Below are 23,538 nucleotides of genomic sequence, written 5' to 3' on the forward strand. Positions count from 1 at the left end.
CCACCGGCGTGCAGACCGCAACCAACTCCGGCGGTACGGCGACGCTGAGCACCGCAACCGGTCAGACCAACTCCTCGCTGGTCGCCGGTTCGCTGCATATCTCCACCGGCGCCAACACGGATCTGTCAATCACCGGTTCGGGTAATGCGCTGTCTTCGCTCGGCCTGACCGGTTCGACCGGCACCGGGACCGCGTTCACAGCGAGCCGAACGCCTGCATCCGGAAGCGTCTCCGGCAAGACCTTGACCTTCTCCTCCTTCAACGGCGGCACGGCGGTGAACGTCACCATCGGCGACGGCACCAATGGCACGGTCAAGACGCTCGATCAGCTCAACACGGCTCTCCAAGCCAACAACCTTGCGGCTACCATCGATGCCAATGGCCTGCTCACAATCTCCGCGACCAACGAGTACGCCTCCTCAACGATCGGCTCGGCAGTCGCGGGCGGCACCATCGGTGGCACGATCACTTCGGCCCTGAGCTGGACAAACGCGACGACTCCGACCGTTGATCCCGTGGCGCAGGCCGCCCGCTCCAACCTCGTGTCCCAGTACAACAACATCATGTCGCAGATCGACACCACGTCGGTCGACGCGTCATTCAATGGTGTCAACCTGCTCAATGGCGACCAGCTCAAGCTCGTCTTCGACGAGACGGCCAAATCGACCCTGAACATCACCGGCGTGACCTTCAACTCGAAGGGTCTGGGTCTGGCCGGCCTGGTTCAGGGCACCGACTTCATCGACAACGCCGCGACCAACAAGGTGCTCGTCAGCCTGAACTCGGCCTCGAGCACCCTGCGGTCGGAAGCCTCGACCCTGGGTTCGAACCTCTCGGTCGTGCAGATCCGCCAGGACTTCAACAAGAACCTGATCAATGTGCTGCAGACCGGCTCTTCCAATCTGACGCTGGCCGACACCAACGAGGAAGCGGCCAACAGCCAGGCGCTGTCGACCCGCCAGTCGATCGCGGTCTCCGCGCTGTCCCTGGCCAACCAATCGCAGCAGAGCGTGCTCCAACTGCTCCGCTAGTAAGTCGCGGCAATCGCAAGGCAAATACGGCGGCGGGGCCTCGGCCCCGCCGCTTTTTTGCGTGTGCAGGGAAGGTGCAGATCCCGCAGCCGAGGCCGGGAAGGGGCGCTAACTAGGCATTAACCGTATCTCTTAAACCGCCGTTAACCATACTTTAAAGGACAGCCCCTAAAACTGGACAAAAGCCCGCCTTCCAGATCGGCGAGCCCCGATTCGTACCCGGTTCAAGAGGAAGACCCGCCATGTCCAACATCGTTCTCTCGGCGTCGGTTCGCCAGAACCTGTTGTCACTGCAGTCGACGGCCGACCTGCTGGCCACGACACAGCAGCGCCTCTCGACCGGCAAGAAGGTCAACACGGCGCTCGACAACCCCACCAACTTCTTCACGGCGCAAGGGTTGGACAACCGGGCGAGCGACATCAGCAATCTCCTCGACGGAATCAATAACGGTGTGCAGGTGCTGCAGGCGGCCAATACCGGCATCACCTCGCTGCAAAAGCTGATCGACAGCGCCAAATCGATCGCGAACCAGGCGCTCCAGACCACCGTCGGCTATTCGACCAAGTCGAACATCACGACGACGATCCCCGGTGCAACGCCTGCCGATCTTCGCGGCACCACGAGCTATACGTACGCAACTGCAACCGGCAATGTCGTCACCGACGGTACTGCTGGTGGTACGACTCCGATCACCGGCGCGACCACGCTCGGTGGCCTCTCGCAGCCACTGGCAGGATTTGCAGCTCCCGACGGTGCCGGTACGGCAAACAGCCTTGCGCCGGGTCTCACCCTGCTCGGCACGCCCAGCAACACCACCATCGCGGCGAACGGCGCGCCTTCGGACGGCGATGTGATGATCGTCGACGGCAAGACCATCACGTTCAGGGCCGGCGCTGCGCCTGCGGTGGCCAGCGTTCCCGCCGGTTCCGGCAGGAACAACAACGTCGTCACTGACGGCAATGGCAATTCCACCGTTTACCTCGGGACAAATGCCGTCCCGGCCGCGACGGTCCAGGACGTGATGGACGCGATCGATCTCGCGAGCGGCGTGCAAAAGGCCGCTATCGCGGGCGGCACTGCGACATTGTCGAGCTCGTCAGGCACCAACGCAGCCATCGCCGGCGGTGTTCTGACCCTCACCACCGGAACGGGCGCCGATCTCAGCGTCACCGGCAAGGCCGACTTGCTGAAGGCGCTCGGTTTGACGACCGCGACCGGCTCCGGCAACGTCAGTGTTACCAAGGCACGGCTGACGACCTCGGCGACGCTGGGTACGCTTGTTGACGACGGCTCCACGCTGAACGTTGATGGCAAGACGGTGTCGTTCAAGAACGCGGCGGCTCCTGCTGCTGCTCCGACGGGGTCCACCAAGATCGGCAACATCGTGACGGACAACAACGGCAACTCCGTCGTGTATCTCCAGGGCGCAAGCGTTCAGGATTCACTGAATGCGATCGACCTGGCCTCGGGCGCCGGCATCGTCAGCGGCGGTGCCGTGGTTGCGGCGAGCGGTTCGTCGCTTTCATCGGTCGTCAACGGCGCCCTCAAGCTCAGCACCGGCACCACGGCGGATTTGTCGATCACCGGCACGGGCAACGCGCTGTCCGCGTTCGGCCTGACCGGTCCGACCGGCACCGGCACGGCCTTCACTGCTGGTCGCGCGCCCGGACCGGGCAGCATCTCGGGCAAGACCCTGACCTTTACCTCGTTCAACGGCGGCACGCCGGTCAACGTGACCTTTGGTGATGGTACCAACGGCACCGTCAAGACGCTCGATCAACTGAACTCTCAGCTGCAGGCGAACCATCTGACCGCAACGATCGACGCCAACGGCGTGCTCACGATCACCACCGTCAACGAGTATGCCTCCTCGACTCTCGGCTCGGTGACTGCCGGGGGCGCGGTCGCCGGCACGATCACGGGTGTGATCGCTTTCACGACCGCCCAGCCGCCGATCCAGGATCCGGTCGCGCAGACGGCGCGCTCAAACCTGGTCAACCAGTTCAACAACATCTTGGCGCAGATCGACACGACTTCGCAGGATGCTTCCTTCAACGGCGTGAACCTGCTCAATGGCGATACGCTGAAGCTGATCTTCAACGAGACCGGCAGCTCGACACTCGGCATCAACGGCGTGGTCTTCAACGCGGCCGGCCTCGGCCTCAGCAACCTCGTCAACGGTATCGACTTCATCGACAATGGCGCCACCAACAGGGTGCTGACCAGCCTGAACGCCGCCTCGAGCACGCTGCGCTCGGAAGGTTCTGCGCTCGGCTCGAACCTCTCGATCGTGCAGGTGCGTCAGGACTTCTCCAAGAACCTGATCAACGTACTGCAAACCGGCTCGTCCAACCTCACGCTTGCCGACACCAACGAGGAAGCGGCCAACAGCCAGGCGCTCTCGACCCGTCAGTCGATCGCGGTGTCCGCGCTGTCGCTGGCCAACCAGTCGCAGCAGAGCGTGCTGCAGCTGCTGCGCTAATCCTGAGCTTGAGAATCTCCGCATCCGAAATCGCGCCGAGGCCAGGGCCTCGCCGTTCCTTTTGAGCGAGATTGCTAAGACAAGATTAGCCGAAATCAGCGCATGATAGACGCGATCGTTTACAGCGCACGCACGCGCATCTAGCTTGGGCGTGAGGAAGAATCCGCGGCCCGTAATTGTCCGGAGTGCTTCCGGTCTCTCACGTAAGCAAATCTTAAGCGGTGCTGCCTAGGGTTGGGAAAGAAATCCTTAAGCGCGTTCAACGGGCTAGGTAACCTCCAAGGTGTGATTGATGTCGAATTCCGCTGCCTCGGCTTACGCGCGTGTTGCCACGACCACAGCATCTCCTCGCGACGTCGAGGCGCAGACTCTGCTAAAGGCAGCGAACAAGCTTCAGGATGCGATCAACAACGCCGATCCGCTCAGCGAGCAGACGATGCAGGCCCTGATGTTCAATCGCAAGCTCTGGACCATCTTCCTCAGCGAAGCGATGCGCGATAACAATCCGCAGCCGATCGACGTCCGGCAGAAGATCGCCAACATCAGCGTGTTCGTGCTGAGCCAGACCGCCGCGCTGCAGATGAGCCCGCAGTTCGATCACTTCCGCCCGCTGATCGAGATCAACCGCAATATCGCTGCGGGACTGTCAGGCCGGGCGTGACCGACACCGGCAAGGCGCAGATCAGGAACGTCGTCACGGATCCCGCGACCGGTTCGACCTATCTCGACACCGCTGTCGCGACGCGCGATAATTGATCGTCAGGCGCTGAGGTCCGTATTGAGCGGACGCGAGGGCTCGGACTTCAGATCAAGTGCATGGAAATAGGCTCGCCGGCGCAGCATCGCTTCGTCGGGAAATTGATTGACCACCGCCTCGGTCCTCTCGTTGACGACCTGGAAGACGAAGGATGCGGCCGCCTGGTCGAACACGACCTGGCGTGAGACGTTTTCGTTGCCGTGCAGATCGTTGCGCACAGCCGCGCTGCTATCGCTTGCGGCGACCGTCTGGCTCACCGGCAAATCGGTTTGCACGGCTTCATTCGCCGCCGCGTTCGACGTCGTTACGATCTGCACGGGGGCCGGTATCCCCACCGGCCTGATGCTGAAATCTGTACTCATGGCAGCCTCCTGGTTGCCTCACGTGAGTCAAATCCCAACCCCTCTCAATACGCAACCATGGAACACCAGGTTTGAAGACCCGGTTAGCGAACGTGCCTAACCGCGCGACGATTTCGCCGCGCAATTTTTCATAAAATTGCAGGTGATTTTCGCGTGCGCTCAGAGCGAGCGGCTGACGGCGAGCGGCGTGATATGGCGCGGGCCGGGGGTCGCGCGGCGCCCCGCCGCCGTATAGGTGTTCGGCACGTTGCGCTTCTGGATCTCCGCATTGACGCCGCGCACGACGCTCTCGGACACCGCGTGGGCGGTGGCGAGCACGGTGAGATTGACCTGGAGCATGGCGCGGAAGGCGTCGTGGTGGCGATGCAGCGTCGAGAGCAGCTCGGGCGCGGATTTCGCCAGCTGGGTCTGGTTCGCCTTGAGCTGGCTGACGGCCCCGACATAGTTTCGCGACAGCTCCTGCTTCTTGACTTCGAGTGTCATCGCCTCGCGGACCTTGCCGGCGCGGACGAGCTCGGTCTCATGCTCGATCAGGCCGAGCAGGGCATTCATCGCATCCATCAGGCCTTCGGCAAGCTTGCGCGCCTCGGCGCTGCCCGGCGTGTTGTTCGGGCGTTGCCCGGGCATCGGCTGACGAGAGGCGTTGAAGTGGTTCATGTCGAGGGGACCTTATGCCGTGCGGATGGTTTTCGCCTGCTGCAGGATGAGGGTGCGGTAGACTTCGGTGGCGACCCCGACGCCGCCGGCCTTGGCGAAGTTCTTTGAATATTGCTCGGTCAGCATCGAGCGCCACACGCCGGTGCCCGGCGTGTCGCCGAACGGGCCTTCGCCCTTCAGGCCCGAGGTCATCTGCGAGAACATGCTGTTGAGGAACATCGCCTCGAAATCTGTGGCGGTCTTCTGCGCCTTGGTCTGCTGCTGCGGCGAGACCTTTTGCAGCGCGGCGGCGAGCTCGAAATCGGGCCGGCCGTTGCGGCTCTCCACGGAGAACGCGGAGGAGACGAGGTGTGCGCTGTTGATCATGCCCGTCTGCATCACATCACCTCGATGTCGGCTTCGATCGCGCCCGCCGCCTTGATGGCCTGGAGGATGCTGATGAGGTCGCGAGGGCCGATGCCGAGGCCGTTGAGGCCGTCGACGAGCTGCTGGAGCGAGACGCCGTCCTTGACGACGGCGAACTTCTTGCCGTCCTCGGTGACGGTGACGCCGGTGCGTGGGGTGACCACCGTCCGCCCTCGCGACAGTGGGTTGGGCTGGCTGACCTGCGGGCTCTCGGAGATGGTGACGGTGAGGTTACCTTGCGCGACCGCGACGGTGGCGACGCGGACGTCGCGGCCCATCACGATGATGCCCGAGCGCTCGTCGATGATGATCTTGGCGGCGAGATCGGGATCGACCTGGAGCTGCTCGATCTCGGTGAGAAAGGCGACCACGTTGCCTTTGAACTCCGGCGGAACCGAAAGCTGCACGGTCGAGGGGTCGATCGGCTCGGCGGTCTTGACCCCGAGATAGTCGTTGATGGCCGCTGCGATGCGCTTGGCGGTGGTGAAGTCGGCGTTGCGCAGCGCAAGGCGTACGTTGGGCAGGCGATTGAGTGCGAACTCGATCTCGCGCTCGATGATGGCGCCGTTGGCGATGCGCCCCACGGTCGGCACGCCGCGCACGATTTTCGCCGCTTCGCCCTCAGCCTGGAAGCCGGAGATTGCGAGCGAGCCCTGCGCTACCGCATAGACGTTGCCGTCGGCGCCGAGCAGGGGGGTGACGAGCAGGGTGCCGCCCTGGAGGTTCTTGGCGTCGCCGAGCGCCGAGACGGTGACGTCCATGCGCGTGCCTTGCGTCGCGAAGGCCGGCAGATTGCCGGTCACCATCACGGCGGCGACATTGCCGGTGCGGATGGTGGCGCCGCGGATGTTGACGCCCATACGCTCGAGCATCGCCTGCAGCGACTGCTTGGTGAAGGGGATGTTGTTGAGGGTGTCGCCGGTGCCGTTGAGGCCGACAACGAGGCCGTAGCCGATGAGCTGGTTCTGGCGGACGCCTTCGATGTTGGCGAGATCCTTGATGCGTGAGGTCGCGTTGGCGGACGCGGCCGAGAGCACCAGCGCTGACAGCGCGGCGCAGGCCACCCCCAAAAATCTCACCCAACGAACGCCTGGCATCCTCTGCTCCCCGAGGCTCCTCAAATCTCGGACCTGCTCGACACTCCCATGACGAGCTGGTCCGACGCTTTCCTTGCGAGCGCTGTGCCAACATCTGGCAATGGGGTTAGGCGGTTGAATAGGTTGAATAAATCTGTTTCGACCGGCGTCAGCGGATGTTCGCCCTGAGGAGCGAAACTGCCGCCTGGCGGCAGTTTTTGCCGGGCTGTTTACGCATCATTAACCATAAAGCGGCGAAGCTTGCGGCCATCGATCACCCGGATTGCTTCGATGCGCATCTACGGACCGAACGGCACCACGCTCGGAACGCCGGCCAGCCAGGCCAGGCGGACGGGCTCGGGCACCTTCGTGCTGCCCGACACATCGTCGGCGCAGGAGACGCGCGCGGCCGCAGCACCAAAGGCCACGGCCAATATCGACGCGCTGCTCGCGATGCAGGGCGTAGAGGAAGATCCGGTCGAGCGTCGTAAGCGCTCGGTCGCCCGTGGCAAGACCGCGCTCGACGTGCTCGACGATCTCAAGATGGGGCTTCTGGCCGGCAATCTCGACGCTTCGACCGTGATGCGGCTGCGCGATGCCGCCGCGAACCTGAAATCGTCGTCGGGCGATTCCGGCCTCGATGCCGTGCTCTCCGAAATTGAGCTTCGTGTCGAGGTCGAGCTGGCGAAGGCCGGGCAGGCGTAGCGCTTACGCAGCTTCCTCTTTCTGCTGTGAATCGTAGCGCCGCTGGGCGGCGAGCACGTCTTTCAGATTCTGTTCGGCCCAGTCGCGCAAGGGATCGACGGCGGCGGCGAGTGTCACGCCGAGCTGCGTGATCGAATACTCCACTGTCACCGGCACGGTTGCGATGGCGCGGCGCTTGATCAGGCCATCGCGTTCGAGCGATTTGAGCACCTGGCTCAGCATTTTCTGCGAGATGCCTTCAATCGTGCGACGCAACCGATTGAAGCGCATCGGCTCCTCCCGCAGCAGCAGCAGGATCAGCACCGCCCATTTGTCGCCAACGCGGTCGAGGATCTGGCGCGTTGGGCAATCGGCGGCATAGACGTCGGGCTTCATGCTCGTTCCTCGCGATCCGTTCCGGTTAGGCTTGCTGGTCACGCTTACCGGTTACTCCCGCGTAATCAGGTAAGCACAAAGTGCTCTCTTAACACCAGCGTCCTTTGCGATATCAAGTCACCATTAGTTACCACAGAAGCAAAGGAACCTTCCATGAAAATCGCAGTTGCCGGCGCCTCGGGCCGGGCCGGGTCCGAAATTACCAAGGAACTCTCCCGCCGCGGCCATAGCGTCACCGCGATCGCGCGGAATCCCGAGAAGATCGCTACCCTGCCGAACGTAACGCCGACCAAGGGCGACGTGCTTGACCAGGCCGGTCTGAGCAAGCTGTGGGCCGGCCATGACGTCGCCGTGAGTTCCGTGCACTTCCTCGCCAGCGATCCGCACAAGCTGATCGGCGCGGCCAGGGACTCGAAGGTGGGGCGCTACCTCGTCGTCGGCGGAGCGGGCAGTCTGGAGGTCGCTCCCGGCGTGAAGCTGGTCACAACTCCCGGTTTTCCGGCCCAATACAGGGCTGAGGCCGAGGCGGGTTCCGCCTTCCTCGACCTGCTGCGGCAGGAAAAGGAGCTGAACTGGACCTTTGTCTCGCCGTCGGCCCTGTTCATCGAGGGCGAACGGACGGCCAAGTTCCGGCTCGGGACGGATCAGCTTCTCGCAGATGCGAACGGCAAAAGCTGGATCACCTTCGCGGACTACGCCATCGCGCTCGCCGACGAAATCGAACGTCCCGCCCACCTGAGGCTGCGTTTCACGGCCGGCTACTGAGTCTCGGCCGTCCCCGGGCCCTTGCGGATAAACCTTCCTGTGCAAGGGCTTGGGGGCGGGCCTGCGGGGAGGAGGGAAATATTGTCTGTCACAGGACGCCGCTATATAAGCCCGGCTCAACGCACTCTGTTCCGTGTGCGAATCGTTGCTTAGACAGATGGGCCGCCCTTGGAAAAGTTGAAAAATTACCGACCAACCGAAAAAGAGCCTTTCATGAACGACAGGCAGAAGGAGTACTTCCGTTTGAAGCTCCTGGCCTGGAAGGATGAGATCCTCAAAGAGTCCAAGCTCACCCTGCAAGCGTTGCAGGAGGAGAACGTGAACCACCCCGATCTTGCCGATCGGGCTTCGTCCGAAACCGACCGTGCCATCGAGCTCCGCGCCCGTGACCGCCAGCGCAAGTTGATCGCCAAGATCGACGCTGCGCTCCAGCGCATCGAGGACAACACCTACGGCTATTGCGAGGAAACCGGCGAGCCGATCTCGTTGAAGCGGCTCGAGGCCCGGCCCATCGCGACGCTCTCGGTGGAGGCGCAGGAGCGCCACGAGAAGCGCGAGAAGGTCTATCGCGACGAATAAAGTCCGAGCCGCAGAGTTGCGGCTCTTTGTTTTTGTGGACGCAAGGCGCCGCTTCGCGCCGCCGGTGGCGTTGTGTGCTGTTTCTCAGCCGTCCGCCCGCCGCCGCGATTGAGAAAACTGAATCGCGATCAATGGGCTAGATTCAACTCCTCCGAGCTCACGTGAGTTCAGATGAGAAACAGGCTTCACTTCAAGTGGGGCGAATTTTGCGAGTCGCATCAACGGGATCGACTCGAATATTGAGGCGCCGGGCGAGCCACATCAAGCATCGCTGCACTCACGCCTTTCGCGTCACCTGCGGCGAGGCTGCAAGCTGAGCGCCTCCGCATAAAGCCTCGCGCACCTCAATATTTCCTTAAAGGTCCGCACCAGGCGCGACTGTTCCGCGACCGCAGAGCGTGCGGGTGGTTCGGCTGGCTTGGTCGAGGCGGGCGGCTGCACGGCCCGGGCCGTGCTTGTCAGGCCGGAGCGGGGATGCTCCACTGCCACGCATGATCGCGTAGCGTGGGAGGCGGCACCGATGGACAAAATTCTCCAGGCCGCAAAGGCGATCGCGCTCGCGCGCCGCAACCATGCGCCGCTCGCGGCGCTGCAGGTTCCGCCCGCCGACGAGGCCGAAGGCTATCTGGTCCAGCGCGCGCTCCATGATCTCCTGCTGCCGCATCTCGGGCCGCTGGTCGGCTACAAGATCGGCTGCACCAGCCAGGTGATGCAGGACTATATCGGCATCCCGCATCCCTGCGGCGGTGGTGTGTTCCAGAAGGGCGTGCATGAGAGCGGGGTGAAGCTCGCCGCCTCCGACTATGTCCGCGTCGGCGTCGAATGCGAGATCGCGGTCCGGCTGCAGCGCGACCTCGCGCCCGGCGAGGCGCCGTTCACGGCCGAATGGGTCGGCGAAGCCGTCGATGCCTATCATCCCGCGATCGAGATCGTCGACGACCGCTATGTGAAATGGGAGACGATGGGCGCACCGACACTGATCGCGGACGATTTCTTCGCCGCCGGCTGCGTGCTCGGTCCGTCGGTCCCGCGCTCGTCCGTGCCGGACCTGAAGGCGGTCAAGGGCCACGCAGTCGTGGGCGGCGAAGAGGTGAGCCACGGCACCGGCGCCGACGTGCTCGGCCACCCCCACAACGCCCTCGCCTGGCTCGCCAACCATCTCGCCGCCGAAGGCAAGGGCCTGCATGCGGGCCAGCTCGTGCTGACGGGCAGCCTGGTCAAGACGCTGTGGCTCAAGGCCGGCGACAAGGTGCGGATGGAGCTGGACGGGCTCGGGGTGGTGGAGGCGGAGTTTACGTGACGTCTCCGCATCGTCATTGCGAGGAGCCCTTCGCGCAAGCAATCCAGAATCTTTCCGCGGCGGCAGCCTGGATTGCTTCGCTCCGCTAGGAATGACGGAGTTTGCGTTGGCGGCCTGGTCAAACTTTGATCGCCGATTTGTAGTTCCCAATAGTAACAACGCTGAATACATGCGGCCCTCGCCAGGGGAGCTAGCGAGGGCCGCGTCGTACATCGTCGTTCGCGCCTAGGTTCGCGAACACGATGTGGGAGCTCGGGAGAAAGCTAGAAGGGCAGCAACACGTCCATCACTTGCTGGCCGTAGCGCGGCTGCTGCACGTCCATGATCTGGCCGCGGCCGCCATAGGCGATGCGGGCTTGGGCGATCTTGGTGGAATCGATGGTGTTGTCGCTCTGGATATCCTCGGGGCGGACGATGCCGGCGACCACGAGTTCGCGGATCTCGTAATTGACGCGGATCTCCTGCTTGCCTTCGACCACGAGGTTGCCGTTCGGGAGCACCTGGGTCACCACGGCGGCGACGTTGGTCTGCAAAGCTTCCTTGCGCTCGACGCTGCCTTTGCCCTCGCTGGATGCGGTGGAGTCGGCGGTCAGGATGCGGCCGGGCAAGATCTTGTTGGCCTGGGTGATCGTCTTGGCGCCGAGGAAGTCGCTGATCCCGGAATTTTCCGAGTTAGTGCGGCTGCGCTGAGTGTCGTTCTCGATGTTGGCCTTGTCGGTGATGTTGACGGCCACCGTCAGCAGGTCCCCGACCTGGTGGGCGCGCTGGTCCTTGAAGAAGGCGCGGCTGCCGCTGCGCCACAGCGAATTCGGATTGTAGGAGGCGACTTCCGGCTTCGGCATCGGCATCTGCACCGGTTTGTAGCCGGGCTGCGTCGTCGGATTGTCGATCGCCGACAGCTTCGGTTGCTCGCCGATCTGCGACAAGCGGTCGATCGAGGAGCAGCCGCTCGCGAGGGTGCAGGTTGCGAGCAGCAAACCGGCGAGCGCGAGGCGACGAAGACGGGAAGCCGAACTGAAAGCGGACATGACTTACTCTGACTTGGCTTGAGCTTGCAGGAACTGCGCTGGCGGGATCTGGGCTTGCGAGACTTTGGTCTGCGACGCCGGAGCAGGGGCAGCCGGGGCGGGCGTTTCGCGCTGAAGGGACGAGGTCTGCTCGACCGCAGGGGCCATCGGCGCGGACTGGCTGGCGCCCTGGACCGTGACTTGGCCGCGGCCGGTGACGACGCCGCTCAGCGTGCGCTTGGTCTGGATGTTGAGCACGCTGACGATGTCGCCTTCGGCGCCGCTCTCGACCGCCTTGCCGCGCGTGGTGAGGTAGAGGCCGGGCACCTGGTAGATGATGGTCACGTTCTGGTCGCGCTGCACGAATTCGGGCCGCGCCATATCGGCAACCCGGATCGGCGTCCCCGCCCGCATCGGCCGGCGAAGCTGCATGCCGACGGCGCGGTCGCGCGAGGCAGGCTCGCCCGTAACCTCCGCTTTCGGCCGGCGCTCCAGCGCGAGGTCGGAGGATTTCAGCATCTCGGTGCGCTCGATGTCCCGCGTCAGCACGGCGACCTCCACGGTCTCGATCGCGGTGCCGGTGAAGCGCAGCTTGGTCGGCGTCGGGTTGTTGTCGTTGCTGATCTCGAACGTCAGGTCGAAACGGCCGCTGCGTGCGTCGTAGCGCGTCGCGATCGGCTGGAGCGCGCCGCTGTTGGAGGCATCCAGCCGCATCTCGGAGATACCGCGATCGAAGGTGACGGTGATGTTGGCGGCATCGCCAAGGCCAAAGCGGCGCTCCAGCGCGGTGGCAACCGCGTTTTCGAGGTCCTTGTTGGCGAGCGTGCGGGCGAGGCGGGTGACTGCGACCTCCTTGATGTCACCGGTCATCACGCCGATCACCTGCTTGGCCCGCAGCACGCTCAGGACCTGCGCGACCGGCAGCGCGCCGGTGGTGCCGAGATCGGGCGAGCGGTACACCGGGATCAGCGCGGCCGAGCCCGCATTGTCGATGAGATCGCCGACCCGCACCAGGTCGGAGGTGACGGTGACGCTGGCACGCAGCGTCGGCGCGGCAATGCCGTCGTCGGCGGCCTGCGCCGGCAGCGCCAGCGCGATAAGGGCAGCGATGGTGGCGAGACAGGACAAGCAACGCGACGTGATCTTTCCGTTCCCTCCCCCCTTGTGGGGGAGGGTCAGGGAGGGGGGTAGCCCCGGGCGAGAGCGGAGTTCGTGGCTACCCCCCTCTCCAACTCTCCCCCACAAGGGGGGAGAGAGCCGAGTGTACATTGTGGCTGCGATCTTACGAATCATCGTCATCACCTCAGCGGAACAGCGCCGTGGTCGATTGCATCATCTGGTCGGCGGCGCTGATGACTTTGGCGTTCATCTCGTAGGCGCGCTGGGCCGCGATCAGGTCACTCATCTCCGAGACGACGTCGACATTGGCCTGCTCCAGGCTGCCCTGCGTGAGCTTGCCGTAGCCTTCGGCGTTCGCGGTGCCGTCCTGCGGCGGGCCGGAGGAGGGCGTCTCGGTGAATTGGTTGTTGCCGACGGGCTGAAGGCCCGCCTTGTTGATGAAACGGGTCACACCGATCTGGCCCTGGACGGCCGAGGTCGACGAACCCGGCAGCGTCACCGAGACCTGGCCCTGCTCGTTGACCGTGAGGCCGGAGGCGTTGTTCGGGATGGTGATGGTCGGCTGTACCGGGTTGCCCTGCGCGGTGACGATGCGGCCCTGATTGTCCATCTGGAAGGTGCCGTCGCGGGTGTACTGGAAGGTGCCGTCGGGCATCAGGATCTTGAAGAAGCCTTCGCCTGAGATCGCGAGGTCGAGGTCGTTGCCGGTCTGCGACAGCGTGCCCTGCGTCATGCTGCGCGGCGTGCCGACGGTCTTGACGCCGCCGCCGATGTCGACGCCGACAGGCACGATGGTGCCTTGGTCCGAGGCCTGCGCGCCGACGCGGCGCACGTGCTCGTAGATCAGGTCCTGGAACGCCGCCGTCTGCTTCTTGAAGCCGGTGGTGCGCAGGTTGGCGATGTTGTTGGAGATCACCTGAACGTTGAGTTCCTGTGCCGCCATTCCGGTCGCTGCGGTGTGAAGCGCCTGCATGTCAGTTCTCCCCTAATCAGGCCGGAACGTCGGCGAGCTTCTCGATCGCCGACTTGTGCATGTCGCTCTGCTGCTGGAGCAGGTTGGCGATGGAGGTGTAGCTGCGCATCACCTCGACCATGCGGCTCATCTCGCCGACCGAGTTCACGTTCGACTTCTCGATGTAGCCCTGGCGCACGTTCGACTTGGCGTCTGCCTGCGGGGTCGCGGAGCCGACGTCGTAGAGATTGGCGCCGAGCTTGGTCAGCTTGGCCGGATCGTCGAACGAGGCCATGCGGATCTTGCCGCGGATCGAGTCGGTCTTTGCCGTGCCTTCCAGCACCGTGACGGTGCCGTCCGGGGCGACGTTGATGTCGTGATCGGTCGGCTGGAACGTGATCGGGCCGCCGGTGCCGAGCACGAGGTTGCCGTCGGAGGTGACGAGCTGGCCGGTGCTGTTGAGCGAGAATTTGCCGTCGCGGGTGTAGCGCTCGCCGCCATTGGCCTGCACCGCGAAATAGGCGTTGCCGTCGATGGCCATGTCGAGCGGATTATTGGTCGGCTCCATCGGCCCCTGGCCGACGTCGCGAAAGGTGCCGCGATCCTGCACATAGGAGACGCGGCGGTCGGAGCCGACGAAATTGTCCTCGCGTGCGTTGGAGTTGAGGTACTCCTCGAACAACGAATGGTCGGCCTTGAAGCCGTTGGTATTGGCATTGGCGACGTTGTTGGCGATGACATCCATCTGCCGTTCCAACGTCATCTGCCGTGACAAGCCGATCAGAAGCGCGTTCTGCATCGGATCAATCTCCCCTGAGTGGGGCCCGCCGCGTCGCTCTCCCAAGCGCCTTGGCAACCCCGTGAACGAGACCGTCAGGTTCTCCCAAACCGTTGGGTCTCGCTCCCTTCTCAGCGAAAGCCGTGCCAACTCGGAAAATATCGTTATTACAAATACTTGGCTGTTTATCGCGGGCGACGAGGGGCGGCAGAAAGGGTCTGTTGACCATGTTTGCCCGGCAGAATTTTCCTAGCTGAGGCCCAATCGAAAGATTCCGTTAACCATTATTACCGTAGCGTTTGCGTGCAAGAGGGGCGCGTTGCGCTGGGGCATTCGTATCGCGTCATTGTCTGCCAGGGGGCTTCGCTCTTTCGACCCGACTTAGAGATGAGCGAGCCCGGCAACCATGGCAGAGAATAATGAAGCGGAAGGCGGCGCAGCCACCGAAGGCGCGGAAGCCGCTGCGCCGAAGAACAAGCTCAAGCTCATCATCATGGCCATGGGCCTGCTCGCCATCCTTGGCGGCGGTGCGGCGACCTGGTTCTTCTTCTTTCGTCACGGCGACGACGAGCATCATGCCGAGGCGGCGCCGCCGCCGAAGCCGCCGGCTTTCGTCGACGTACCCGACATCATGGTCAACCTCGCCGGCACGCCCGGGGAGCGCGTGCAATATCTGCGGCTGAAGATCGTGCTGGAGCTGAAGGAAGAGAAGCAGATCGAGGCGATCAAGCCGACGATGCCGCGCGTTACCGACATCTTCCAGACCTATGTGCGGGAACTGCGCCCATCCGACCTCAACGGCTCCGCGGGCGTCTTCCGCCTCAAGGAAGAGTTGACCAAGCGCGTCAATGCCGCGGTCGCGCCGATCCAGGTCAGCGCGGTGCTGTTCAAGGAAGTCGTGATCCAGTGAACAGGGCGGACTAGGGATCATGGCGGGCAATGACCAGGTCGACCAGGATGCAATTGCCGCCCAATGGGAGGCCTCGCTTGATTCCGAGGATCCCGCTGAGGCCGCGAAGGCTGCTTCCGAGAATGAATTATCCGAGACCATGGCCCTGCAATGGGCGGCCATGGTCGAGGACGGCAGCCGCGATCTCGGCAGCGGCAAGAACTCCGGCGAGCGCGTGCTGTCGCAGGAGGAGATCGACAATCTCCTCGGTTTCACCGTCGGCGACGTCACCCTCGACGATCATTCCGGCATTCGCGCGATCATCGATTCGGCGATGGTCTCCTACGAGCGTCTGCCGATGCTCGAAATTGTCTTCGACCGCCTGGTGCGGCTGATGACGACCAGCCTGCGCAATTTCACCTCCGACAACGTCGAAGTCTCGCTCGATCGCATCACCTCGGTGCGCTTCGGCGACTACATGAACTCGATCCCGCTGCCGGCCGTCCTCACCGTCTTCAAGGCCGAGGAGTGGGAAAACTTCGGCATGGCGACGGTCGATTCCAACCTGATCTACTCGATGATCGACGTGCTGCTGGGCGGGCGCCGCGGCACCAGCCAGCTTCGCATCGAGGGCCGGCCCTACACCACGATCGAGACTGAGTTGGTCAAGCGCCTTGTCGAGGTGGTCCTGGCCGACGCCGAACAGGCGTTCCGGCCGCTGTCGCCGGTGACGTTCACGATCGACCGGCTCGAGACCAATCCGCGTTTCGCCGCGATCAGCCGTCCCGCCAACGCCGCAATCCTGGTGCGCCTGCGCATCGACATGGAAGACCGCGGCGGCAACATCGAACTCCTGTTGCCTTATGCGACCATCGAGCCGATCCGGGGCGTTCTGCTCCAGATGTTCATGGGCGAGAAGTTCGGCCGCGATCAGATCTGGGAAGGCCATTTCGCCACCGAGATCGGGCAGGCCGAGATCTCCGTCGACGCCGTGCTCTACGAGGCCGACATTCCGCTCAAGCAGCTGATGCGGCTGAAGGTCGGCGACACGCTGCCTCTCGAGATGCGCGCGGATGCCAACGTCACCGTGCGCTGCGGCGACGTCACCCTTACCGAAGGACGCATGGGCCGGGTCGGCGACCGCGTCGCGATACGGGTGACGAAACCCCTGCGCAAGCCAAGTACGACACTTGCGATGTTCGAGAAAGTGGACGAGCAGAACAAGATGATGGAGGCCCCATGAACCACTCCCTGGGAATGGCGATCGAGACGCTGGTGGCTATCCTGCTGATGCTCACTATCGGCTACTGTATCCTGCTCAACAAGCGGCTGACGCGGCTGAAGGCGGACGAGCATTCGCTGAAGGCGGTCATCGCCGAGCTGATCACCGCGACCGAGATCGCCGAGCGCGCGATCGGCGGGCTGAAGCTCGCCGTGCGCGACGTCAACGAGAATCTCGGCAGCCAGCTCGCCGCCGCCACCCAGATGTCAGACCAGCTCTACAAGCAGCTGGGGGAAGCCGACCACGTGGTGCGGCGCCTCTCCAAGATCGCGATCGCTGCGCGACCGGTCACGAGTCCGGAACCAGCTGCTGCGCCAGCGGCTAGGCCCTCGGCGGCGAAGGCGGTGGCGGCTGCGGCCGAAGCATTCTCCGAGCGCCGAAGGTCCAGCGGTCTGGCTGCATAAAGTCCAGGTATGAAGTCCTTTCGTAACATCCGCGTCATTCCCGTCGTCCTGGTTGCGGTCGCAGGTCTCGCCACGTTGAAGGTCGCGGGCCTCGCGATCAACGGCGGCTATGTCTTCGACTACAAGCCGAATCCGACGAAGAAGTCGTGGGCGGAGGAGAACCTGAATTTCCCGACCGGGCGGGAAGACCCCGACATCACGGGATCGACGCATGGCGCGCCGAAGGAGGCGCCCAAGCCGGCCGCGCCCGAGACCAAGCCCGAGGGCACCGTGGTCAAGGTCGAGGAGGCCCAACCGCAGGTCTCGGCCTCGGAGCGCGCGATCCTGGAGCGGCTGCAGTCGCGCCGCCAGGAGATCGAGGCCCGCCAGCGCGAGATCGACATCCGCGAGAGCCTGTTGAAGTCGGCCGAGAAGCGCATCGAGAACAAGGTCGAGGAGATGAAGGCGGTTGAATCCCGCATCTCCACCACCCAGGCCGAGCAGAAGGCCGCCGAGGCCCAGCGCATGAAGGGCCTCGTGACCATGTATGAGGGCATGAAGCCCAAGGACGCTGCGCGGGTGTTCGACCGGCTGGAGATGGGCGTGCTGATCGAGATCGCCTCGCAAGTCGCCCCGCGAAAGATGTCGGACATCCTCGGCCTGATGTCGTCCGAAGCCGCCGAGCGGCTGACGGTCGAGATGGCACGGCGTGCCAATGGCGGCGGAGACCAGTCCGCCTCCGCCGGAGACCTCCCGAAGATCGATGGCAAGCCGACGCAAAAGCCGAATTGAGGGCTCATACTTAAGAAGTCCTTAATTGCCAAAATCTACAGTCGACGGCACGGGCCGGCGGCAGTGCCGGCATGGACGGTCGAACCGGAAGAATTGCCGCCAATGGCGCGAGAGGCTGCCGCTGGATTGTTGTCGCGAGCCCGCGCCATGGCGCGAGGACTGTCGCGCCATGTCCGCAAGGCGCCCGTGCTGGCGGCCTGCCTTCTGATCGGCCTCAGCACGGCTGCCCGTGCTGCCGACCCGATCCGGGGCGAGGCGACTTTCGCGGCCGGCGGCGGCTTTGCCCGTCTCGTGATCAAGCTCGGCGAGGATGTTCCCTCCGAGGTGACGACCGCGGGCTCGATCCTCATCATCCGCTTCGATCGCCCCGTCGACGTTCCCGTCGACCGCGTTCCGGAGGGCGCGCCCGACTACGTCAATTCCGCCCGGCGCGACCCCGACGGTAGTGCGATCCGGCTGTCGCTGGCACGGCGTGTCACTGTCAACACCATGAATGCGGGCGAGCGCACCTTCATCGACCTCCTGCCAGAGGGCTGGAAGGGACCACCGCCGAGCCTGCCCATGGACGTCGTCAAGGAGCTCGCCGAACGGGCTCGTGTCGCCGAGCGCGCGCTGCGTGCCCAGCGTGCTGCCGCCGAGAGCAAAAAACGTCCGACGATCCGCGTGCGCGCCTCGGTGCAACCGACCTTCGTGCGTTTCGTGTTCGAAATGCCCGACGGCGTCGGGGTCTCCTCCGTGCTCAACGAACAGAAGCTCACGCTGGCCTTCAACGCCAACCTCAATTTCGATCTTGCCGATGCGATCGTGGCGGCGCCGCCGAACGTGGCCTCGATCAAGCAGCGGGCCGACATTGACCAGACTGCGGTCGAGATATCGCTGATCGGCGATTCCGACGTGCACTCCTTCCGCGACGAGAAGAATTACGTCGTCGACATCGCCTTCCAGCCGGACAAGGGCAAGGTTGCCGCGACGCCCGAGGCGGCGATCGCGCAGGCCAAGCCGGCCGGTCACGGACCAGCTGCTGAAAAGCCGGCGGCCGAGAAGAAGGACGCCCATCGCGAGATCATCCCGCCGACGTCCGAGACGATCGCGCGCGAAGCCAAAATCGACGTCAAGCCCGACGTGAAGCCGGAACCCCCCGCTGCAGCGCCGCCTGCCGACGCTCCGAAACCAGCACCGGCACCTGTTGCGGCCGTGCCCGAAGCTGTGCACGCCGCCGAAGCGCCCAAGCCTGCGGCGCCCGTCACGGAAACTGCGGTTGCGCCCGTCAAGCCGGCAGCGCCTGCGGTCGTCGAGGCGCCCAAGGAGGTCGTGAAGGAGCCGGCCAAGGACACGATCAACGAAGCGACCAAGGAAACGACCAAGGAAACGACCAAGGAAACGACCAAGGCTGCCGAACCTCCGGCCGCGCCGCAGCCCGCCGCGGCCAGCGTCGATGCGCGCCGCGACAGCGACGGTCTGCGCGTGACGTTCCCGCTTCAGGTCGCGACCCCCGCGGCGGCATTCCGCCGCGGCGATACGATCTGGCTGGTGTTCGATACGCCAAAGCCGATCGATGTCGAGCCGATCCGCGCCAGGGGCGGCGCGATGATCGGCGAGGTCAGCCGCATGCCGCTCGACAAAGGGCAGGCCGTTCGCATTCGCCTCACCCGGCCGCTGGTCTACTCGCTGTCGACCGAGGAGGTCGGCAAGGAGACGAACTGGCTGCTGACGCTCGCCGACAAGATCCAGGCGACGCCGCTGCCGCTGATGATGTCACGCAACATCACCGATCCTGCGCTCGCCAACATCGCCATTCCCTTTGCCAATCCGGGCCTCCTGCACAAGCTGACCGATCCCGACGCCGGCGACACGCTCTATGTCGTCACCGCGCAGCGGCCGGTCCGCGGCTTCATCAAGCGCCAGGACCTTGTCGACCTCTCGCTGCTGGAATCCGCGCACGGCATTGCGATCCGGCCGAATTCCGACGAGATCGGGGTCGAGGTCGGGGCCGACAAGGTCATTCTCGGCAAGAGGGGCGGGTTGACGCTGTCGCCGGTCGACATCTCCGCCGAGCGGGCGCCGACCGCGGTACGGCCGATCTTCAGTCCCGAAAATTGGCGCAAGGGCCAGTCGGAGAACTTCATCACGCGCCAGGGCGATCTGATCGCGGCGATCGCGGCCGTCGAACCGGCGATGCGCTCGCTGTCGCGGCTCGACCTCGCGCAGTTCTACATGTCGCGCGCCATGTATCACGAGGCCAAGGCCGTCACCGACCTGATGCTGAGCGATCCCCTCAACAAGGAGGAGAGCGGCGCGCTGATCATGCATGCGATCGCAAGCATCCTGATCGGCCGGCCGGCGCAGGGCCTGAAGGACCTCGCCAATCCCGTGATCGGCAACAGCCATGACTCCCAGCTCTGGAAGGCGCTCGCCTATGCACGCCAGGGCAAATGGGCCGATGCGCGCGAAAAATTCAAGAACGTCGAATTCGCCATCGCCTCGCTGCCGCTGGACATCCAGCGGATCGTGACGATGGATGCGATGCGCGCCTCGCTCGAGGTCAAGGACTATGCCGGTGCCTCGAAGCGCCGCGGCGAGATCGAGGTGGTCGGCGTGCCACCCGAGACGGCGCCCGCCTTTGCCGTGCTGCGCGGCCGGCTCGCCGAGGCGCTCGGTCACGACAAGGATGCGCTCGACGACTACAAGATCGCGGTTGCCTCGGACGACCGTCAGGCCGCGGCAGAGGCCAAGCAGCTCGAAGTCGCACTGCGGCAGAAGCGCGACGAGATCAGCAAGGAAGAGGCGCTGCGCGAGCTCGAGACGCTGTCGATGACCTGGCGCGGCGACGCGATCGAGGTCAAGACGCTCCAGCTGCTGTCGCGGATGTACTCCGAGAACGGGCGCTACCGTGACGCGCTCACCGCGGCACGCACGGCGACCAAGCTTCAACCGAATGCCGAGGCCTCGCGCCTGGCGCAGGATCTCGCCTCCGACCTGTTCACACAGATATTCCTCGGGCCGAAAGGCGACGAGTTGCCGCCGATCGAGGCGCTCGGAATGTTCTACGAGTTCCGCGAGCTGACGCCGATCGGCCGGCGCGGCGACGAACTGATCCGCCGCCTGGCCGACCGTCTGGCCTCGATCGATCTGCTCGACCAGGCTGCCGAGCTGTTGCAATACCAGGTCGACCACCGCCTCGAAGGCGCTGCGCGCGCGCAGGTCGCCGCGCGCCTTTCCATGATCTATCTTGCCAACCGCAAGCCCGACATGGCGATTTCGGCGCTGCGCGCGAGCCGCATCAGCGATCTGTCGGGCGAGCTGCGGCAGCAGCGCCTGCTGCTGGAAGCCCGTGCGCAGAGTGATGTCGGCCGCCATGACCTCGCGCTCGACATCGTCTCCAACGTCTCGGGACGCGAGGTGCTGCGCCTGCGCTCCGATATCTTCTGGGCGGCGCGGCGCTGGCGCGAATCCGCCGAGCAGATCGAGCTCTATTACGGCGAGCGCTTCCGCGACTTCAAGCCGCTCAATTCGGTGGAGAAGAGCGACATCATCCGCGCCGCCGTCGGCTATGCGCTGGCCGACGACTCGATCGGCCTGTCGCGCTTCCGCGAGAAATATGCGCCGCTGATGAGCGAGAGCGCCGACCGGCTCGCCTTCGACATCGCGAGCAAGCCGGCCGGAGCCTCTAGCGCCGAATTTGCCGAGATCGCCAAGTTGGCTGCCAGCGTCGACACGCTCGACGGATTCCTGCGCGAGATGAAGCAGCGCTTCCCTGACGCCACCGCCCGCGCACCGGCGGCCCCGCAGGCCAAGGACGAAGCCGAGCACACCGGCTCGCTGCCGAAGATCCCCGCCGTGCGGCAGATCAAGATGATGCGGTAGGGTGTCTGCCGCAGCGCGAAGCGCAGCCCGAGACAGCTCCGCATTCTCCGTCATTGCGAGCGGAGCGAAGCAATCCAGAGTCTTTCCGCGGGGGCAGTCTGGATTGCTTCGTCGCAAGGGCTCCTCGCAATGACGGGGAGAGGCCGAAGGTTATCGTTGGGGACTGAGGGGATGCGTCGGTGACGTCGTCCCCGAGGCGTCGGCTCACCCCCCGTAGCTCTGCACCAGACTCCCCGCTACCAGCGACCAGCCGTCGACCAGCACGAAGAAGATCAGCTTGAACGGCAGCGAGATCGTCGCGGGCGGCAGCATCATCATGCCCATCGACATCAGCACGGAGGCGACGACGAGGTCGATGATCAGAAACGGCAGGAACAGGAGGAAGCCGATCTCGAAGGCGCGCTTCAGCTCGGAAATCATGAAGGCGGGGACGAGGATGCGCAGGCCGAGCTCGTCAGGCGTGGCCGGCGGCGGCTCGCCCGAGAGATCCAGGAACAGCTTCAGGTCTTTCTCGCGCACGTTCTTCTGCATGAAGCCGCGCAGAGGCACCGAGGCGCGCTGGAGCGCGTCCTCGACGCCGAGCTGGTTGGCGACGAGCGGACGAATGCCGTCGTCGTAGGATTTTTGCAGCACGGGGCCCATCACGAAAAAGGTGAGGAACATCGCCAGCGCGATGATCACCGAGTTCGGCGGCGCAGTCGCGGTGCCCATCGCCGTGCGCAACAGCGACAGCACGACCACGATGCGCGTGAACGACGTCATCATGATCAGGATCGACGGCGCGATCGACAGCACCGTGAGCAGCGCGATGAGCTGGATCGCGCGCTCGGTGACGCCGCCGCCCTGGCCGCCGCCGAGATTGATGCTGATGTCCTGCGCATGCGCAGAGCTTGCGAGCGAAGCCGCGCCGATCAGGACAGAAAGAACAAGAACTCTACGCGGGAGGGCCGGCAGCCTCACGAAGGTGGCTTTGGACGGCCGAGCAGCGAGGCCATCTCGTCCTCCAGGTTCTCGAAGCTGGTCTTTTCCGTGGCCGGTTTCGCTGGCGCGGCCGGTGCGGCGGGCGGTTCGGCGCGTGCTGCGCGCGGCGAAGGTGCCGGCGGCTCGGGCGCAACCGGAGGCGCGACCGTCTCGCCGGCCGGACGGCGCAGCGCGGCTTCGAGCCGCTGCGCCATTTCGGCCAGATTCTGTTCGGCGCTCGAGGGCGCCACAGGGGCCGTGTCCGGCCGCGGAACAGGCGGAGCCTGGGGGATCGGCGGAGGCGGCGGCGCGGCCGCGCGCTCGGCGCGCACCGGCGGCACCTTCACCGGCTCGCTCTGGCGCGGCGGACGCGGCATCAAGGGTGGTTCGCCGCGGGCAACGCGCGGCGGCGCCGGCTCGGGACGCGGCTCGCCGCGTTCCGGGCGCGGTGAGATCGGCTCGGGCGTAAAGCCGGCGAGGGGATCGCTGCGGCGCTCGGCCAGAGCGGGCGCTGGCCGGCGCACTTCGTCGGCAAATGACGGCCGCGAGGGCCGCGGCGGCGGTTCCGGCATTTGCGGCTCGGGATGATCGAGCAGTTCGGGTCGCGGCGCTTCGTCGGCCCAGCCGCTGGTGTCCGGCATGGGCGCAAGACGCGGCGGTTCGGCGGCGTTGGAACGCTGCGGCAGCTGGTCGCGGCCGGGCGCGGCGCGCACGATGTTCGGTTCGACGACGATGTCGGTCGGGCCACCGATCATCAGGAGATGCTCGACATTGTCGCGCCGGACCAGCACCAGGCGCCGGCGGCCATCGACTGCGGCGGCATCGATCACGGCGAGCCGGGGCATCCTGCCGCGCTGGGTGTTGGCACCGAGCCGGCTGCTGGCGAATCGGCGAACCAGCCATGCAGCGACGCCGATCAACGCCAGAACGACGATGAACGCGACGATGAAGGTGATAGGGCTGCCTTGCATACTTGTCCCCGACAAATGGCGCTTTTCTTGTGCCCGTGGTCAGCTG

At 64.8% G+C, this 23,538-nt stretch carries 23 protein-coding genes; 12 read left to right on the forward strand and 11 right to left on the reverse strand.

The genetic code is table 11. The annotated features are described in order from the left end of the window. The 3 genes from FXV83_RS24605 to flaF all read left to right on the forward strand — a co-directional run. On the forward strand, positions 1-1,031 hold a 1,031-nt coding region (locus FXV83_RS24605; protein ID WP_148742041.1), incomplete at its 5' end, for a DUF1522 domain-containing protein. A gap of 242 nt (positions 1,032-1,273) precedes the next feature. Next, a complete protein-coding gene (locus FXV83_RS24610; protein WP_148742043.1) occupies positions 1,274-3,514 on the forward strand; it encodes a DUF1522 domain-containing protein in 2,241 nt (746 codons plus the stop codon). 292 nt (positions 3,515-3,806) lie between these two features. Further along, positions 3,807-4,175 (forward strand): flagellar biosynthesis regulator FlaF, encoded by a 369-nt coding sequence (gene flaF / locus FXV83_RS24615; protein WP_148742045.1) that lies wholly within the window; start codon positions 3,807-3,809, stop codon positions 4,173-4,175. 98 nt (positions 4,176-4,273) lie between these two features. On the opposite strand, the gene FXV83_RS24620 is transcribed toward flaF, so the two are convergent. The 4 genes from FXV83_RS24620 to FXV83_RS24635 all read right to left on the reverse strand — a co-directional run bounded on the left by FXV83_RS24620 (position 4,274) and on the right by FXV83_RS24635 (position 6,792). Next, positions 4,274-4,633, reverse strand: a complete 360-nt coding sequence (locus FXV83_RS24620; RefSeq protein WP_148742047.1) for a hypothetical protein — start codon at positions 4,631-4,633, stop codon at positions 4,274-4,276. 159 nt (positions 4,634-4,792) lie between these two features. Further along, positions 4,793-5,290 carry a hypothetical protein gene (locus FXV83_RS24625; RefSeq protein ID WP_148742049.1) on the reverse strand — a complete coding sequence of 166 codons (498 nt, stop codon included), beginning with the start codon at positions 5,288-5,290 and terminating at the stop codon, positions 4,793-4,795. A gap of 12 nt (positions 5,291-5,302) precedes the next feature. After that, the gene (gene flgJ, locus FXV83_RS24630; RefSeq protein ID WP_148742051.1) at positions 5,303-5,668 is read right to left on the reverse strand and encodes a flagellar assembly peptidoglycan hydrolase FlgJ; all 366 of its coding nucleotides are present in this window, start codon (positions 5,666-5,668) and stop codon (positions 5,303-5,305) included. After that, positions 5,668-6,792 carry a flagellar basal body P-ring protein FlgI gene (locus FXV83_RS24635; RefSeq protein ID WP_148742053.1) on the reverse strand — a complete coding sequence of 375 codons (1,125 nt, stop codon included), beginning with the start codon at positions 6,790-6,792 and terminating at the stop codon, positions 5,668-5,670. Before FXV83_RS24635 ends, flgJ begins: the two co-directional genes overlap by 1 nt. A 270-nt stretch (positions 6,793-7,062) precedes the next feature. Between FXV83_RS24635 and FXV83_RS24640 the strand changes: the two genes are divergently transcribed. Continuing rightward, a complete protein-coding gene (locus FXV83_RS24640) occupies positions 7,063-7,476 on the forward strand; it encodes a flagellar assembly protein FliX (protein WP_148742055.1) in 414 nt (137 codons plus the stop codon). 3 nt (positions 7,477-7,479) lie between these two features. Here FXV83_RS24640 and FXV83_RS24645 read toward each other — a convergent pair whose 3' ends face one another. Then, positions 7,480-7,851 (reverse strand): winged helix-turn-helix transcriptional regulator, encoded by a 372-nt coding sequence (locus tag FXV83_RS24645; RefSeq protein WP_148742057.1) that lies wholly within the window; start codon positions 7,849-7,851, stop codon positions 7,480-7,482. A 153-nt stretch (positions 7,852-8,004) separates the two neighbouring features. Here FXV83_RS24645 and FXV83_RS24650 point away from each other — a divergent pair, with 153 nt between their 5' ends. From FXV83_RS24650 to FXV83_RS24660, 3 genes are all read left to right on the forward strand, one after another. Continuing rightward, positions 8,005-8,616, forward strand: coding sequence for an NAD(P)-dependent oxidoreductase (locus FXV83_RS24650; protein WP_148742059.1), 612 nt, complete (start codon positions 8,005-8,007; stop codon positions 8,614-8,616). A gap of 213 nt (positions 8,617-8,829) precedes the next feature. Then, positions 8,830-9,195 carry an RNA polymerase-binding protein DksA gene (dksA, locus tag FXV83_RS24655; protein ID WP_085966600.1) on the forward strand — a complete coding sequence of 122 codons (366 nt, stop codon included), beginning with the start codon at positions 8,830-8,832 and terminating at the stop codon, positions 9,193-9,195. 520 nt (positions 9,196-9,715) lie between these two features. Then, a complete protein-coding gene (locus FXV83_RS24660; RefSeq protein ID WP_148742061.1) occupies positions 9,716-10,495 on the forward strand; it encodes a 2-keto-4-pentenoate hydratase in 780 nt (259 codons plus the stop codon). A 263-nt stretch (positions 10,496-10,758) separates the two neighbouring features. On the opposite strand, the gene flgH is transcribed toward FXV83_RS24660, so the two are convergent. From flgH to flgF, 4 genes are all read right to left on the reverse strand, one after another. Next, a complete protein-coding gene (gene flgH, locus FXV83_RS24665) occupies positions 10,759-11,523 on the reverse strand; it encodes a flagellar basal body L-ring protein FlgH (RefSeq protein WP_148742063.1) in 765 nt (254 codons plus the stop codon). A gap of 3 nt (positions 11,524-11,526) precedes the next feature. Continuing rightward, complete coding sequence (flgA, locus tag FXV83_RS24670) at positions 11,527-12,630, reverse strand: flagellar basal body P-ring formation chaperone FlgA (RefSeq protein ID WP_235940148.1); 1,104 nt, start codon at positions 12,628-12,630, stop codon at positions 11,527-11,529. Between the two features lie 175 nt (positions 12,631-12,805). Further along, positions 12,806-13,594 (reverse strand): flagellar basal-body rod protein FlgG, encoded by a 789-nt coding sequence (gene flgG / locus FXV83_RS24675; RefSeq protein WP_148742065.1) that lies wholly within the window; start codon positions 13,592-13,594, stop codon positions 12,806-12,808. A gap of 16 nt (positions 13,595-13,610) precedes the next feature. After that, positions 13,611-14,372 (reverse strand): flagellar basal-body rod protein FlgF, encoded by a 762-nt coding sequence (gene flgF / locus FXV83_RS24680; RefSeq protein WP_148742067.1) that lies wholly within the window; start codon positions 14,370-14,372, stop codon positions 13,611-13,613. A gap of 385 nt (positions 14,373-14,757) precedes the next feature. On the opposite strand from flgF, the gene fliL reads away from it, so the two are divergent. The 5 genes from fliL (at position 14,758) to FXV83_RS24705 (ending at position 21,561) form a co-directional block, all read left to right on the forward strand. Then, positions 14,758-15,261 (forward strand): flagellar basal body-associated protein FliL, encoded by a 504-nt coding sequence (gene fliL, locus FXV83_RS24685; protein ID WP_148742069.1) that lies wholly within the window; start codon positions 14,758-14,760, stop codon positions 15,259-15,261. A gap of 19 nt (positions 15,262-15,280) precedes the next feature. After that, the gene (fliM, locus tag FXV83_RS24690) at positions 15,281-16,483 is read left to right on the forward strand and encodes a flagellar motor switch protein FliM (RefSeq protein WP_148742071.1); all 1,203 of its coding nucleotides are present in this window, start codon (positions 15,281-15,283) and stop codon (positions 16,481-16,483) included. Continuing rightward, positions 16,480-16,926 carry a DUF6468 domain-containing protein gene (locus FXV83_RS24695; RefSeq protein ID WP_148742074.1) on the forward strand — a complete coding sequence of 149 codons (447 nt, stop codon included), beginning with the start codon at positions 16,480-16,482 and terminating at the stop codon, positions 16,924-16,926. Before fliM ends, FXV83_RS24695 begins: the two co-directional genes overlap by 4 nt. 9 nt (positions 16,927-16,935) lie before the next feature. Next, complete coding sequence (locus FXV83_RS24700) at positions 16,936-17,697, forward strand: MotE family protein (protein WP_148742075.1); 762 nt, start codon at positions 16,936-16,938, stop codon at positions 17,695-17,697. A 102-nt stretch (positions 17,698-17,799) separates the two neighbouring features. Continuing rightward, positions 17,800-21,561, forward strand: a complete 3,762-nt coding sequence (locus tag FXV83_RS24705; RefSeq protein WP_148742077.1) for a tetratricopeptide repeat protein — start codon at positions 17,800-17,802, stop codon at positions 21,559-21,561. Positions 21,562-21,765: 204 nt separating this feature from the next. On the opposite strand, the gene fliP is transcribed toward FXV83_RS24705, so the two are convergent. Next, positions 21,766-22,521, reverse strand: a complete 756-nt coding sequence (fliP, locus tag FXV83_RS24710) for a flagellar type III secretion system pore protein FliP (RefSeq protein ID WP_148742079.1) — start codon at positions 22,519-22,521, stop codon at positions 21,766-21,768. Further along, the gene (locus tag FXV83_RS24715) at positions 22,518-23,492 is read right to left on the reverse strand and encodes a flagellar biosynthetic protein FliO (RefSeq protein ID WP_148742082.1); all 975 of its coding nucleotides are present in this window, start codon (positions 23,490-23,492) and stop codon (positions 22,518-22,520) included. Before FXV83_RS24715 ends, fliP begins: the two co-directional genes overlap by 4 nt. Positions 23,493-23,538: the final 46 nt, after the last annotated feature.

The organism is Bradyrhizobium hipponense (assembly GCF_008123965.1).
In the GTDB taxonomy this organism is placed as follows: domain Bacteria; phylum Pseudomonadota; class Alphaproteobacteria; order Rhizobiales; family Xanthobacteraceae; genus Bradyrhizobium; species Bradyrhizobium hipponense.